This is a genomic window from uncultured Succinatimonas sp., assembly GCF_905203285.1.
Classification (GTDB): Bacteria; Pseudomonadota; Gammaproteobacteria; order Enterobacterales; family Succinivibrionaceae; genus Succinatimonas.
Window position 1 is genome coordinate 1 of sequence record NZ_CAJKVK010000003.1, and the last position, 13,798, is coordinate 13,798.

The 13,798-nt window shown below is 45.0% G+C and carries 13 protein-coding genes; 8 read left to right on the top strand and 5 right to left on the bottom strand.

Translation table 11 applies throughout. The annotated features are described in order from the left end of the window. Window positions 1-100 precede the first annotated feature (100 nt). Both QZ019_RS00710 and QZ019_RS00715 read right to left on the bottom strand, forming a co-directional pair. Window positions 101-424 carry a hypothetical protein gene (locus QZ019_RS00710; RefSeq protein WP_295481616.1) on the bottom strand — a complete coding sequence of 108 codons (324 nt, stop codon included), beginning with the start codon at window positions 422-424 and terminating at the stop codon, window positions 101-103. Window positions 425-552: 128 nt separating this feature from the next. After that, the gene (locus QZ019_RS00715; protein WP_295481618.1) at window positions 553-1,266 is read right to left on the bottom strand and encodes a DNA mismatch repair protein MutH; all 714 of its coding nucleotides are present in this window, start codon (window positions 1,264-1,266) and stop codon (window positions 553-555) included. Window positions 1,267-1,653: 387 nt separating this feature from the next. Between QZ019_RS00715 and rppH the strand changes: the two genes are divergently transcribed. The 6 genes from rppH to QZ019_RS00745 are packed head-to-tail and all read left to right on the top strand — an operon-like array spanning window position 1,654 to window position 7,891. Beyond that, window positions 1,654-2,187: an RNA pyrophosphohydrolase gene (gene rppH / locus QZ019_RS00720; RefSeq protein ID WP_295481619.1), complete on the top strand. Its 534-nt coding sequence runs from the start codon at window positions 1,654-1,656 to the stop codon at window positions 2,185-2,187. Between the two features lie 5 nt (window positions 2,188-2,192). Next, on the top strand, window positions 2,193-4,487 hold the full coding sequence (ptsP, locus tag QZ019_RS00725; protein ID WP_295481621.1) for a phosphoenolpyruvate--protein phosphotransferase: 2,295 nt from the start codon (window positions 2,193-2,195) through the stop codon (window positions 4,485-4,487). Between the two features lie 9 nt (window positions 4,488-4,496). Further along, window positions 4,497-5,291 carry a thymidylate synthase gene (thyA, locus tag QZ019_RS00730; protein ID WP_295481622.1) on the top strand — a complete coding sequence of 265 codons (795 nt, stop codon included), beginning with the start codon at window positions 4,497-4,499 and terminating at the stop codon, window positions 5,289-5,291. 9 nt (window positions 5,292-5,300) lie between these two features. After that, window positions 5,301-5,570, top strand: coding sequence for a succinate dehydrogenase assembly factor 2 (locus tag QZ019_RS00735; protein ID WP_009142702.1), 270 nt, complete (start codon window positions 5,301-5,303; stop codon window positions 5,568-5,570). After that, entirely contained in the window at window positions 5,570-6,937 is a 1,368-nt protein-coding gene (locus tag QZ019_RS00740) for a DEAD/DEAH box helicase (RefSeq protein WP_295481624.1), read from the top strand. Before QZ019_RS00735 ends, QZ019_RS00740 begins: the two co-directional genes overlap by 1 nt. A 9-nt stretch (window positions 6,938-6,946) precedes the next feature. Further along, the gene (locus QZ019_RS00745) at window positions 6,947-7,891 is read left to right on the top strand and encodes an SIS domain-containing protein (RefSeq protein WP_295481626.1); all 945 of its coding nucleotides are present in this window, start codon (window positions 6,947-6,949) and stop codon (window positions 7,889-7,891) included. 18 nt (window positions 7,892-7,909) lie between these two features. Here the strand turns inward: QZ019_RS00745 and QZ019_RS00750 are convergent, their stop codons facing one another. Both QZ019_RS00750 and QZ019_RS00755 read right to left on the bottom strand, forming a co-directional pair. Further along, window positions 7,910-9,235 (bottom strand): cytidylate kinase family protein, encoded by a 1,326-nt coding sequence (locus QZ019_RS00750; RefSeq protein WP_295481628.1) that lies wholly within the window; start codon window positions 9,233-9,235, stop codon window positions 7,910-7,912. A gap of 129 nt (window positions 9,236-9,364) precedes the next feature. Then, on the bottom strand, window positions 9,365-10,672 hold the full coding sequence (locus QZ019_RS00755) for a citrate synthase (RefSeq protein ID WP_295481630.1): 1,308 nt from the start codon (window positions 10,670-10,672) through the stop codon (window positions 9,365-9,367). A 198-nt stretch (window positions 10,673-10,870) separates the two neighbouring features. Between QZ019_RS00755 and purU the strand changes: the two genes are divergently transcribed. Beyond that, window positions 10,871-11,713 (top strand): formyltetrahydrofolate deformylase, encoded by an 843-nt coding sequence (purU, locus tag QZ019_RS00760; protein WP_295481632.1) that lies wholly within the window; start codon window positions 10,871-10,873, stop codon window positions 11,711-11,713. A 19-nt stretch (window positions 11,714-11,732) separates the two neighbouring features. On the opposite strand, the gene pdxH is transcribed toward purU, so the two are convergent. Beyond that, entirely contained in the window at window positions 11,733-12,377 is a 645-nt protein-coding gene (pdxH, locus tag QZ019_RS00765; RefSeq protein WP_295481634.1) for a pyridoxamine 5'-phosphate oxidase, read from the bottom strand. 152 nt (window positions 12,378-12,529) lie between these two features. On the opposite strand from pdxH, the gene QZ019_RS00770 reads away from it, so the two are divergent. Further along, window positions 12,530-13,750 (top strand): acetate kinase, encoded by a 1,221-nt coding sequence (locus tag QZ019_RS00770; protein WP_295481636.1) that lies wholly within the window; start codon window positions 12,530-12,532, stop codon window positions 13,748-13,750. Window positions 13,751-13,798: the final 48 nt, after the last annotated feature.

The following is a 13,798-nucleotide window of genomic DNA, read 5'->3' on the forward strand; positions in this document are numbered from 1 at the left end:
GGGTTATGAGCCCGACGAGCTACCGAGCTGCTCCACCCCGCGATTGAGTTGATGCGTGCATTATAGGGAGAAGTTTGAGCTCTGTCAAGCTTTTTATGAATTATTTTTTGGGAAACATGGTAAATACGGAATTATCTCCGCCGAAAGGATTAGGACAGTACTCTTCAGCATTCCAATCGTTATCGAATTTTACACTTCCGTCAGGCATGGTGTACTTAAAGCGATACTGATATTTGTCCTGAATGCCGCGCGCGATAGTAATAGATCCGCGATAAGTACCGTTTTTCTGCGGTTTCATGGCAACAGGCTCCCAGCCGTTGTGTTCGCATAATAAATCAATTTTTGCAGCTCCCAGAGCGGCTTCTTTCGTAATATAAAAGGCAATAGTAACTTTCTTAGGAGTAAATCTCTTAGAAACGCTCATGATGTTCTCCTGATATTAATTTTCTTTGGATCATTGCGTTACGTGCATTATAAGCCTAAAAATTTGATAAATAGTAAATTTAAGCGTTTTTATACAAATTGTTATAGAAAAATGAGGTTCGGCTCACCTTAAGAGGGAAAATGAGCGGCCTTGATTTTTTCTATAATTTTTTGAGTAAAAGCTCTGCGCATATAAAAACCGCGGGGACGGGTTTTTATCATCGTTCCGTCAGGACCGATGCAGTCGGTAAGTTGAGAGCCGTCGGCAGCTTTAGGACGCATTTGAATAACTGTGCCGTAGCGTGCAGTTATTTGCTGAACTTGTCCGAGACTAACCATTTCCATAAGTTCTTCCCAATCTTCTTTGATTAAGGAAAGCTCCTCAGCGCTGGGTTTAAAGAAATGAAATCCCATAATTTTGCGTTCGGCAAACGGCAGATCACGCGAAGCCAGCACGAAAATAAACAAAATGGATGAAATCTTGCAAAATAAAGCCGAATCTTCAAAACGCTGCCTGCGCTTATTTATAAGCGGAGCATGACAGATAAAGGTTGACTCAAGCGGCTTTAAGTTTTTATCAACGGGCAGAGTTTTTAATTCAAGCCTTAGCTGCGGGAAATCGGGAACCGGCAAGTTTCCTGCGCTGGCTCCCAATAGTATTTCAAGCAGTTCTCCCGTAAATCCTTTGCCGCTTGTAGTATTGCGCGGCAGTTGAACCAAAGCTTTGTCGGCAAGCTCCAAAAGTGTTTTGCCGGTTATAGACTCAAGTCTTTCCTTAAGCTCGTCAAGAGATTGAGGGGCGTCAACGGAATACGGAGAGACAAGTTTATTTTTAAAAGACATGTAAGTAAAAAATTTTTCAAATTAAGGAATGTTTTTCATTTTAACCCGTCAATGACGAAGGACAAAGTTGCAAACGAAAACAGCATGAGCATTTAGAGTAAAAACTCTCTGTTATACGAGAAAAAAACTCTGATTATTGAGATCTGCTCAGATTTAAATTTTTTTAATCTGTGCGATAATTTATTTATTGAGCTCTTTGTTTTTTTTGTTTGTAATTTAAAACATTTTCGTTTGCCGTCAACGCGTTGTTCGGATGCTAAAAAAAGCATTTGCAATTTTTTTTGTTGACGCAAAAAATGGCATTTTAATTACGAGAAAAAGCAAAAAAATCCCTTAAGTACGGACTTTGGGGAAGAGGCTAAAGAATTAAAGACTAGGCGGTTTGCTGTGATAGATAAAGACGGATTCAGACCCAATGTGGGTATAGTTATCTGCAACCGCAAAGGTCAGGTTTTATGGGCTCGGCGGATCCGCCAGAATTCTTGGCAGTTTCCTCAAGGAGGAGTGGATCCGGGTGAGACCCCGACCGAAGCTATGTATCGGGAGCTGTATGAAGAGCTGGGGTTAAGACGTGAAAACGTCAGACTGCTCGCCGTTTCCCGTTACTGGCATCGTTATCGTCTGCCCAAACGTTTGATTCGTTGGACGGAAGAACCGGTATGTCTTGGACAAAAGCAGAAATGGTTTTTGCTTTATATGCCCAATGACTCGCAGATAAAAATTGAATTTAATCGTTGGGGACATCCCGAATTTGACGATTGGCTATGGGTTAGTTATTGGTATCCGGTGCGCCAGGTCGTCGCATTTAAACGCGATGTTTACCGCCGGATTTTAACTGAATTTGCCCCGGCGGCATTGTTCGGTAAGTCTCCTGTCGTTGAAATTAAAAATTATCATAAAGCCCGCAGACGCGGAGGTTGATTTAAATGGACGAAAGACAAAATCAGATCCTCTTTGCTTTACGCGAGATAACGGAAGAAGTATCAGCACAAAGCTCACTTGAAAAGGCCGTGGAGGTTCTGGTTTCCAGAATTCGTAAAGCTATAGGTTCCGATTGCTGTTCACTGTATATTTGTGACAATTTACGAGAAAAATACCGTTTGGTGGCAACTGACGGTTTGTCTAAAAATGCAGTGGGCAAAGTAACTCTTAATTTTAAAGAAGGTCTTGTCGGTGTTGTCGGATCTTCCCGTAAGCTTCTTGACCTTGCCGATGCGCCCTCCCACCCGAATTTTAAATATATGCCCGATATCGGCGAGGACGCTTATCATTCGTTTTTAGGCGTTCCGGTCATGGATCAGGGGCAGCTTCTCGGTGTCTTGGTTATTCAAAGTAAAGAGCAAAGACAATTCGGTTTTGCCGAAGAGTCCTTTATGGTAACTCTGTCTGCACAAATCGGCTCGATTATCGCCCGCTCGGAAAGCGAAAAGAAAGAATCTAACGTAACCCGTTATCGCGGTACCTCGGGGACGGGAGATCTTGCCGTAGCCCAGGCTTTCGTGTGGCGTCCCGATATTTCTTTTGATGAAGTAAAAATACTGCATACCGAAGAGCCGCTTCTTCAGCAGGAATTGTTCCAGCAGGCAATTTTCCAATTGCAGATCGAAATGGATCGCGCCGCTCTTAATATGCGCGAGAACGATCACGGAACAGCAGCTTTCGGCTATATCTCAAGTTATGGAAAACTTCTTGACGATGAGAATTTCATGACTGAAGTCGATGAGCTGATTTGTTCTCAAGGCCTGCATGCAACCTCTGCCGTAAAACAGGTCATAGAAGGCAGAATGAATGCGGCCAAACTTCACGGTGACGATGATTTATGCGCCGATCTTAAAGATTTCGGACAGGTTCTCATTTCCCGCTTGATTCATGCCTCCCGCGGTTTTGATCTTAAAGACAAGGTTATCCTCGTCACCGAAAATCTGCCTGCCGTCCTGGTTGCCGAAATGCCGCGCGAAAAAATTGCCGGTTTTGTCGTTTCGGGCAGTTCAATCAGTTCGCATGCCGCAATTTTGGCCCGCGATCTGAATATTCCGGCAGTAATGGGAGTTGATATTGATTTAAACGCGGTCGACGGACATATGATGATTGTCGACGGTAAGCGCAGCGAAGTGCTGCTTGATCCGCCGCAGTCGGTAGTCGATGAGTTTTTGGAGCTGCTTAACCAGTCTCAAGAACAAAGCAATATGTTTGATGCCGAAAGAAAGCTTGATGCCCAAACTTTGGACGGCAAGCGCATCAGCGTGCAGTTAAATGCAGGTCTTAACAGCTCGGATGATGCTGATGTGTCGGAAGAGACCGACGGCATCGGTTTGTATCGTTCTGAAATCGCATTCATGCTTACCAAGAGTTTCCCGCCAGAAGATCTGCAGTATGCTTGGTATTGTGCGCTTCTTGAGAAATTTAAAAACGATCCGGTGTGCATCCGTACTTTGGATATCGGCTCGGACAAGGGGCTGCCTTATCTGCCGATAAATGAAATAAATCCGGCACTAGGCTGGCGCGGCATCAGAGTCTCTCTTGACGAACCGCATATTATGCATACTCAATTGCGCGCTTTGGTTCGGGCTCATGCTAAATATAAGAATCTTGAAATCATGATCCCGATGGTTTCATCTTTAGATGAAGTCGAGAAAGTTAAAAACGTTCTTGCCTTGGTGTGCGCCGAAGTTCAAAACGAGCTGAATACTCCGTTCACCCCGCCGCGTTTTGGCATGATGATTGAAGTCCCGAGCGTTATTTATATGATAGACGAGTACGCTCCGCTAGTAGATTTCTTCTCCATAGGCAGTAACGACTTGATGCAATATCTGCTCGCTGTTGACAGATCCAATCCTAAGGTCGGACGCTTTTACGATTTCTTCCATCCGTCGGTCGTGCGCTGTCTTAAGTATCTTGTAGATAAGAGCAGAGAACTTAATAAGCCTTTATCCATTTGCGGCGAGCTTGCCGGCATGCCGCTCGGTGCTTTGATGCTTTTATCTTTGGGCTATGACCGTTTAAGCATGAATTACTCGGAAATTGCCAAAGTTAAGTTTATAATTCGCCGAGTTTCGGCCAAAGAGTTGCTGTCTCTATGCGATAAAGCCATAAAGCTCTCGCATGCCGATAAAATTCATGCTTTGTATGAAAATTACGCTAAAGAACACGGACTTGGTGAGATTATCGCTCTTGATAAAGCCAAAGATAATGCATTAAGCGCTGAATACAGTAATAATTAGGAGTCGGAAGTGAAAGTCTATCTTGACCTTATGCGCAGAATCTTAGATGAGGGAGTTGATCGCAACGATCGTACCGGAACTGGTACCCGCTCGATTTTCGGAACTCAGATGCGTTTTGATTTAAATAAAGGTTTTCCGCTTTTAACTACCAAAAAAGTTCATTTGCGTTCGATTATCCATGAGTTGCTGTGGTTTTTAAGCGGTGATACTAATATTAAATATTTAAAGGATAACGGCGTATCCATTTGGGATGAGTGGGCAGATGAAAACGGAGACTTGGGCCCCGTATACGGAAAGCAGTGGCGCTCTTGGGCGGCGCCTGACGGCAGAGTAATCGATCAGATTTCAAATGCCGTAGACATGATTAAGCATAATCCCGATTCCCGTCGTATCATCGTCAGTGCCTGGAATCCTGCCGATGTTGAAAAAATGGCTTTGCCGCCGTGTCACGCTTTGTTTCAGTTTTATGTGGCAAACGGAAAATTGTCCTGTCTTTTGTATCAAAGAAGTTGTGACTTTTTCTTGGGCGTTCCGTTTAATATCGCAAGTTATTCGCTTTTAACCATGATGATGGCCAAAGAGTGTGATTTGGGTTTAGGCGATTTCGTTTGGACCGGAGGTGACACTCATCTTTACAGCAACCACTTTGAGCAGGCTCATTTACAGCTGTCCCGCACTCCGCGTCAGCTGCCGACAATGCTTATAAAACGTAAAGCTCCGTCTATTTTTGATTATAAGTATGAAGATTTTGAGCTGATAAATTACGATCCTTATCCGGTAATTAAAGCACCGGTTGCGGTTTAGGAGTTTTATATGCAGGATATTGAATGGGGAAAGATAAAGTGGCAGTCCCGACGCGGTATGCGCGAGCTTGATTTAATGCTGCTGCCTTTTGTCGAACATGATTTGCCGAACATGGATGAAGCAGCGGTTGATGCTTATATCGATTTGTTAAAAGCCACCGATTTGGAACTGTTTCGCTGGCTGCACGGCAGTGCCGAGCCTGACAGCAAGTCACGCAAAGATATGATTGCGACCATCATTAAATGTCATGAAGGCCGCAAAGGCCGCGAGGGAGTGTAATGTCCTTTTACGATCTGGATCTGCCTGAAGAAATCGTTGCTTGTGCTTTGGCCCAGGGCTGGCAGCAGCCTACCGCCGTACAGACTTTGGTTATACCTAAGGCGCTTGAAGGGCATGATATTTTAGGCGGAGCTCCTACCGGGACCGGTAAGAGCGCTGCGTTTTTACTGCCGGCTTTATCCCGTCTTTTAACTCTTGAAAATACCGTGGGCGTTAAGGTTTTGATTCTGGAGCCTACAAGAGAGCTTGCCGTTCAGGTAGCGGATGTTGCCGCTTCATTAATCAGCGCCATTCCCGATGCCCCTTATACGTCGGCAACCATCATAGGCGGAGCGGGCCGCGATCTGCAGCGAGAGCAAACGGGAACCGTCACTGTGGCGACCCCGGGGCGTTTGCTTGAGTTTTTAAGAAAGGGCTGGTTTGACCCGTCAACCGTCGAGATTTTGGTAATAGACGAAGCGGATCGCATGCTTGACATGGGCTTTAGAGACGATGTGGCAAGTATTGTAAGAGAGCTTGCAAATCGTTATCAGACCATGCTGTTTTCCGCAACGCTCGAAGGTTTCGGTATCAATGATTTTGCTCGTCAGGTCTTAAATGATCCGATAGAGGTTCGTTTGGGAGCAGGCGGTGAAAATGATGAAAAGCTTCCCGAATTTTTATCATCACGTGCATATTTTGCCAATGATGTCGAGCAGAAATTTAAAATCTTAAAGCATCTTTTAACTACGGTTCAGGGGCGTTCCATTATTTTCGTAAAGACTAAAAATCGTCTTGCCGATGTGTCGGGAAAATTAAGAAGAGCAGGCTTTGCTTTTGCCTCTCTTCAGGGCGAATTGTCCCAAAACGAAAGAAAAGCCGCCTTGCGCCGCTTTGCCGACTCTTCGGCGGATATTTTGGTAGCCACCGATGTTGCCTCGCGCGGCCTTGATTTGCCTGATGTAACGCATGTTTACAATTATGATTTGCCGACGTCAGCCGCAGTTTACGTGCATCGCGCCGGTCGTACCGCCCGCGCCGGAGCCAAAGGTGTGGTTATAAGTATTGTCGAAGGTGCCGATTTGGAAAAACTTCAGGCAATCGAGCGTTATACCGATAGAGTCGTAGAAAGAAGAACGATTAAGGGTGTTTGTGAAGAATTCCCTAAAGATGTTGAATTGAAGCTTTCTACGCAAAAACGCGGCCGCGCCTCGATAGGCGGTAAAGGCGGTTTTGATCGCAAACGCAAAGACGAAGAAGAAAAGAAGCCTAAAGTAAAAAAACGTTGGCGCGTAACCAAGAATATCGGCAAACCTGATTTTGCGGCCAAGCGCGCTAAAAAGGCAGCGCGTCTGGCGCAAAAAGCAGCACAAGCAAAAGAAGACTAACGGTGCGTTATGGCATTGAACTTACTTGATCGCATTTCCGCGATGGCTAATGACTTATCGAAATCCGAGCGAAAAATTGCCGCTGCGGTTTTAGCCCAGCCTCAGCTTACCGTAAGTGAAAGTATCGCTCAGCTTGCCAAAAGAGCCGAAGTATCCGAGCCTACGGTTTGTCGTTTCTGCAAGCGCTTCGGAGCTAACGGTTTTCCTGATTTTAAGCTTGCTTTAGGCGCGACTATGGCAAAAGACAGTCATAGCCTTCCTGACAGGGTTAAACGCGGGGACAGCGTTGAGGATGTAGCAAATAAAGTAATAGATACCACGATTGCCATGCTGCGTGATCTGTCCCGAACCGTTGATCTTACGGTTTTGGCACGAACCGTTGATTTGTTAAGTCAGTCGCGCCGCGTCATTATTGCAGCTCAAGGATTGTCGGCTGCTGCCGCGTTTGACTGCAGTTCACGCTTATTGCGTTTGGGAATTGCTTGCGAGACAGTGACTGATTCGGCTTTAATGCGCATGAGCTGCGCTTCTTTAAGACATGGCGATTTGTTAATCGCGATTTCGGCAACCGGCAGATCGCTTGATGTGCTTTCGGCAGTAAAAAGCGCCAGACAAAACGGAGCCGCCATCGTTGCGGTATGCCCCGATAAAACTCCGATTAGCTCCGAGTCCATTCTTACTTTAAAATGCGGTCAGTTCGGTGATGTTAAAGGCGATGATTTAATGATAGGCAGAATGATGGTCCAGACCATGCTGCAGATTGTCATTGCCGGAGTGATGCTGCGCCGGGCTGATGCCATAAGTCCGTTAAAGGATACTTTAACTAAGGCACAGGAACTATCTTACATTCAAAGTGAAGACAGCCCCGTTGTGCCGGTTGAAGAAAAAAGCGAAAGTTCTAAAGAGTTAAAACCGCACGAGCCGATTACGACAATCGCTTTTGATTGGACTTAAGCAAAATTAAAAAAGCTTTTAAGCTTTTTGAGCTGCATTATTTGCTTTGTACTTAAACAAATCACAAATCAAATTACAGCATTCATCAAGTCCGATTGCTCCTGAATCAAGCACCAAATCGTAACGGTGGATATCATTGATATCGGCGTTTGCATAGTGTGCGTAGTGCTCGGCACGGCGCTTGTCAAAAAGATTCATCGCTTTTAAAGCCTTTTCTTTAGTTAGGTGATAGGTATTAAGGCAACGCTCAAGCTTTGAATCAAAGGAGGCAAACAGACGGATTTTAACGCATAAAGGATTGTCTTTTAGAATGTCATCGGCACCGCGTCCTACGATAACGCACGGTCCGTCACTTGCAAGTTTGCGAATAACTTTGGCACTTGCCACGTATAAAGCATCCTGTTTTGATAAAGACTTATCAAGAGGAACGGCATAATCTTGCATTATCATTTGAAACAGCAGGGCATTATCCAAGCGGTTTTCGTTTCGTGATACGTATTCTTCAGAATAGCCTGTTTCTTTGGCGATAAGCGTGATGATTTCACTGTCGTAGAATTTAAGGTTTAGCTTTTTGGCAAGCATCTTGCCTAAGATCCTGCCGCCGCAGCCGTATTCGCGCGAAATGGTGATAACGGGATTAAAGGCAAAATCCGCCTGCTCTTTCGCGGCTGTCGTGACGCTGCCGAAGAATCTGTCGATAAAGCCAAGGTGCGGAGCTATGATCCTAACGCAAGGTCCGACCATTAAAGCTCCTACCAGTGTTCCTTCCCTAACGCTGGCAACTTCCGTGAAGTTAGTGCAGACAAGTCCGATAATTACGGCAAGGCAAACTAATGATAGGTCAAAACAGGTTTTTATTATTCCGAATTCTTTATGTAAGAACACACAAACGGCTTTGACGAAAGCCTCACCTGCCACCAACGCAACGTCTGCTTTTACTTCAAGTGCTACGCCGAAAGCAAGGATAATAGAGCCGAGAAGAAGCAGTGCAAAGCGGTATAGATAAAAGTGAAGCTCCGCAATCGAGTTTTGCAAAATGAACATATTGACGTCAATTGATACGGAGAATAGCAAAGTGGCGGGGATTTGTGAGAAAAGCCCCCATAATGCTTTTTTATCTTTTTTGTCTTTTAGCATGAAATATTGGGAAGTGATTAAAATCAGATTCCCGAGCATCGTGACCATACCGAAGGTAAGAGGAGTGTGCAGTGATATTTCATACCATGCGCTTGATATCGGGGTGGTGCCTAAAGCGGCGATGGTTACTAAAGCAACGCCGAAGCCGTTAATCCATAATGAAAGGAAAAATATAAAATATCTTTTTGCAAGTTCTGCTTTAGTCATATATCGTGTCCGTCGGTAAGTTAAAGTTACGCCGGCAATTATAAGACTATGAAAGAAAAATAAGAGAAAAAAAGGCAACCCCCTTAAAATAAACTTGTTTCAAGGAGATTGCTACGGAGGAATGAAAGGTTAGCGATTGCCTAAAACTTTGACGTTGCGCAACGGTTTGCCGATGTAGATCTGACGCGGACGTCCGATACGGCTTTCCGGCATTTCCTGCATCTCGTTCCAATGCGAAATCCAGCCGATGGTACGGGCAAGGGCGAAAATCACGGTAAACATTGAAGTGGGAATGCCGATGGCGTTTAAAATGATGCCTGAATAGAAATCGACGTTGGGGTAGAGATGGCGCTCAATGAAGTATTCATCAGAAAGGGCAATCTTCTCAAGCTCGGTGGCGACGTCAAGGATAGGGTGATCTTTAATCTTAAGCTCGTTTAAAACCTCATGACAGGTTTGGCGCATAACCACGGCACGCGGATCGTAAGTCTTGTAAACGCGGTGGCCGAAACCGGACAGACGGAACGGATCGTTGCGATCTTTTGCTCTTGCAATAAATTCAGGAATGCGATCTACGGTACCGATTTGCTCAAGCATTTTAAGGCAGGCTTCGTTGGCACCGCCGTGGGCGGGGCCCCATAGCGAGGCGATGCCGGCAGCGATGCAGGCATAAGGATTGGCTCCTGATGATCCTGCAAGACGGACGGATGAGGTGGAAGCGTTCTGCTCGTGATCGGCGTGCAAAATAAAGATTTTATCCAGCGCTCTTTCAATAACCGGATTTACTTTGTAAGGTTCGCAGGGAGTTGAAAACATCATGTAGAGGAAGTTGCCTGCGTAGCTTAAATCATTGCGCGGATAAACGAAAGGATGACCGATGGAGTATTTATAGGCCATGGCCGCAAGCGTCGGGATCTTGGCAATAAGACGGATGGCGGTTCTTTCACGATGCTCCGGGTCATAAATATCAAGGTTGTCATGATAGAACGCCGACAAAGCTCCGGCGATACCGCACATAATTGCCATCGGGTGGGAGTCACGGCGGAACGCATTGAACAAAGAGGTAATTTGTTCATGAATCAAAGTATGGTGAATTACTTTGTTCTCAAATTCTTTATACTGGGTTTTATTGGGCAATTCGCCTTTTAAAAGCAGATAGCATACTTGCAGATAATTGGCTTTATTTGCCAGTTGATCGATAGGATAGCCGCGGTAGAGCAAAACACCTTTGGCGCCGTCGATGAACGTGATGCGCGAGCTGCAGGATGCTGTCGATACAAATCCCGGATCATAAGTGAAGTAACCGTTTTTGCCCAAAGCTCGGATATCTATAACTTCAGGGCCCATCGTGCCTTTTAATATCGGAAGAGTGATGGGATCGTGCCCAGGAATATTAAGGGTGGCGTATTTGTCTAAATCAGGTGTTTTTTCGGTCATTTGTGTTCAACCCTTATATTGCAAAAAAGTTATATTCTTACTTAGGATTTAACTATAGCGCCTTTTAGGGTTATAGCAAAGAGCAACTGTAGTTATTTGGCGTTTTTCGTGTGCTAAAATAGTGCAAACTATGCTAAAAATCTGCATAATCGCTAAAATTTAGAAACTTTCGATACTTTTTTAGAAGAAAAACGAGTAATGGAACAAAGAATTCTTTTAACCGAGTGCTCCGACGGCGTCGGCTTGATTGCCAAAGTAACAGGGGCCTGCTTTAAATATAATTTCAACGTTATCCGTCAGGATCAATATGCTTCTCATGAAGATAAAAAGTTTTTCATGCGTTCCGTTCTTGAGGGTGATTTTTCAGTAAGCGAGAATTTTCTCGCGGAAGTAAAAAGCAATCTTCCTCCTGACGCAAAAGTCAGATTGAATGATGCGACAGTGCGCAGAAAGCTTGCGGTTCTGGTTACCAAAGAAGCGCATTGCCTCGGCGATTTATTGATGAAATCCTATTCAGGGGCGCTTAACGCCGATATCGTCATGGTAGCGGGCAATTATCCTGATTTAGGGGATTTGGCAGAAAAATTTAACGTCCCTTTTCATTGGGTTTCGCATGAAGGACTAAGCCGCGAAGAGCATGAAGAACAGATGTGCCGGCTTATAGACAGCTACAATCCCGATTATGTCGTGCTGGCCAAATATATGCGAATTCTGTCACCTAAAATGGTGGCGCATTTTCCGCTTGGCAAACTTATCAATATTCATCATTCGTTCCTGCCGGCTTTTATCGGTGCCAAACCGTATCAGCAGGCTTTTGACCGCGGCGTGAAAATTATCGGGGCTACAGCTCATTTCGTTACCGACAATCTAGATGAAGGTCCTATTATCGAACAGGATGTAATTAAGGTTAATCATCGTTACAGCGCTCAATCCATGGCCCGAGCCGGCCGCGACGTCGAGCGCTTGGTTCTGATGAGGGCTTTAAATAAAATCTTAGCCGATAAGGTCTTCATCCACAGCAATAAGACCGTAGTTTTTTAGCCAAAGCTAAGGCGCCGTATTACGGCGCCAAACGAACCGGTTCCTGCCAATTGCCGTCTGCGTCTTTTTGATAAAAGAATCTGTCGTGCAGACGGTTCTCTCTTCCCTGCCAGAATTCAACGGTATCAAAGGTTACGCGGTATCCTCCCCAGAAAGAAGGAAGCGGCACTTCGCCGTTTTTGAATTTTTCCTTAAGCTCCATAAACTTGCTTTCCAATATGGAGCGGGCGGAAATTCGGCTTGACTGATGGGAGGCCCAGGCACCCAATTGACTGTCGCGCGGACGGGAGTGGAAATATTTTAATACGTCGCCTATAGGCAGTTTTTTAGCTGTTCCGGTGAAAATTACCTGGCGCTCTAAAAAATACCAGGGGAAAAGAACGGATACTTTAGGATTGTCGGCAATATCATGGGCTTTCTTACTGCCTAAATTAGTGAAAAACACCAGTGAGTTTTCATCATAATTTTTCAAAAGCACGATTCTTGAGTGCGGCTGACCTTCTTTATTGACCGTAGATACCACCATTGCGTTGGGATCGTAAAGACCGGCATCGATAGCGGCTTGAAGCCATTTTTCAAATAGGGTTATCGGTTTTTCCGTCAAATCTTCGCGGGACAGCCCCGACATCGTATAGCTGCGGCGCAGCGGTGCAACGTTGATCATGTTCAAAATCCTGAAAAATAACTGCTGATTAATTAATATTTTGCTTATTTCAAATTTTATTAGATGTTAAAATGAGATGCTAATCGTTTTTTGTCTCATTAGTGAGACTTTTACTATTTACTTAAATACAACATAAGAGTTTAGGACATATCATGGTTACTCCGGTTTCAAAAACTGTTTTAGTTATCAATTGCGGAAGTTCATCTGTTAAGTTTGCCATTATGGATCCGAACGACGGTCATGTCTATTTAAGCGGTATCGCCGAAGCCATGACTTTGCCTGAAGCCTTCATTTCCTGGCGTTTCGGTAAAGAGGATAAGCAGAAAGCCGATATTCCTAATGCTACTCACGGTGACGCTTTAAAATATCTAGTTGATAATATTCTTGCTTCCCACCCTGAACTTTTGAGCTCCATCGTAGCCTGCGGTCACCGTATCGTTCACGGCGGCGAATTTTACAGCGAGCCTACCTTGGTTGATGATGAAGTAGTTGCCAATATTGAGAAGGTAATTCCTTTTGCTCCTTTGCACAATCCGGCTCACCTTTTAGGTATTAACGCTGCCCGCGAGTCTTTCCCGAATATTCCGCACGTTGTAGTTTTCGATACCGCATTCCATCAGACTATGCCGCCGATTGCTTATCGTTTTGCAATCCCCGAGCAGTATTACACTGAATACGGAATTCGTCGTTACGGCGCTCACGGTACCAGCCACATGTACCTGTCACAGCAGGCTGCTTTATATTTGAACAAGCCGCTTGAGGAAACCAACGTCATTACCTGCCATTTGGGCGGCGGTGCTTCCGTTGCTGCAGTTAAAGGCGGTAAGTGCGTAGACACCTCCATGGGCCTTACACCGCTTGACGGTCTTGTAATGGGTACCCGCTGCGGTTCAATCGATCCTTCAGTCGTCTTCTTCCTGTGCGACAGATTCAATATGTCGGTTGAAGAAGTTAAGGAAGTCTTCAATAAGAAGTCAGGCTTGCTCGCTTTATCAGGAATTTCTTCCGATATGCGTCCTATCTGTGAAGGTTATGAGCACGGCGAGCCTAAGTGCACTTTGGCTATGGATATGTTCTGCTATCGCTTGGCTAAGTTCATTTCTTCTTACTATGTTCCGCTTGGCCATGTTGATGCCATCATCTTCTCCGGCGGTATCGGCGAGAACTGTTGGGAAGCACGCAAGATCACCTGTGCAATGCTTAAGGAAAGCCTTGGCATTGAGATTAACGAAGAGCTTAATGAAAAAGCTTTGGGCCGTTTGGGCTTTGAAGGCGGCGAACTCAGCACTCCGAACTCCAAGGTCAAGGTTTTCATGATCCCGACCAATGAAGAGCTCGTGATTGCCCGCAGCGCCATGAAGTTTGTAAAGTAATCAAAAGCTAAACAAAAAATGGTACTATATGTGTTTAGTACCGCAATA

Coding starts and splice junctions, on each gene's coding strand:
- QZ019_RS00710 (WP_295481616.1), bottom strand. CDS start 424: ATGAGCGTTTCTAAGAGATTTACTCCTAAGAAAGTTACTATTGCCTTT.
- QZ019_RS00715 (WP_295481618.1), bottom strand. CDS start 1,266: ATGTCTTTTAAAAATAAACTTGTCTCTCCGTATTCCGTTGACGCCCCT.
- ptsP (WP_295481621.1), top strand. CDS start 2,193: ATGGACGAAAGACAAAATCAGATCCTCTTTGCTTTACGCGAGATAACG.
- QZ019_RS00735 (WP_009142702.1), top strand. CDS start 5,301: ATGCAGGATATTGAATGGGGAAAGATAAAGTGGCAGTCCCGACGCGGT.
- QZ019_RS00740 (WP_295481624.1), top strand. CDS start 5,570: ATGTCCTTTTACGATCTGGATCTGCCTGAAGAAATCGTTGCTTGTGCT.
- QZ019_RS00745 (WP_295481626.1), top strand. CDS start 6,947: ATGGCATTGAACTTACTTGATCGCATTTCCGCGATGGCTAATGACTTA.
- QZ019_RS00750 (WP_295481628.1), bottom strand. CDS start 9,235: ATGACTAAAGCAGAACTTGCAAAAAGATATTTTATATTTTTCCTTTCA.
- QZ019_RS00755 (WP_295481630.1), bottom strand. CDS start 10,672: ATGACCGAAAAAACACCTGATTTAGACAAATACGCCACCCTTAATATT.
- purU (WP_295481632.1), top strand. CDS start 10,871: ATGGAACAAAGAATTCTTTTAACCGAGTGCTCCGACGGCGTCGGCTTG.
- pdxH (WP_295481634.1), bottom strand. CDS start 12,377: ATGATCAACGTTGCACCGCTGCGCCGCAGCTATACGATGTCGGGGCTG.
- QZ019_RS00770 (WP_295481636.1), top strand. CDS start 12,530: ATGGTTACTCCGGTTTCAAAAACTGTTTTAGTTATCAATTGCGGAAGT.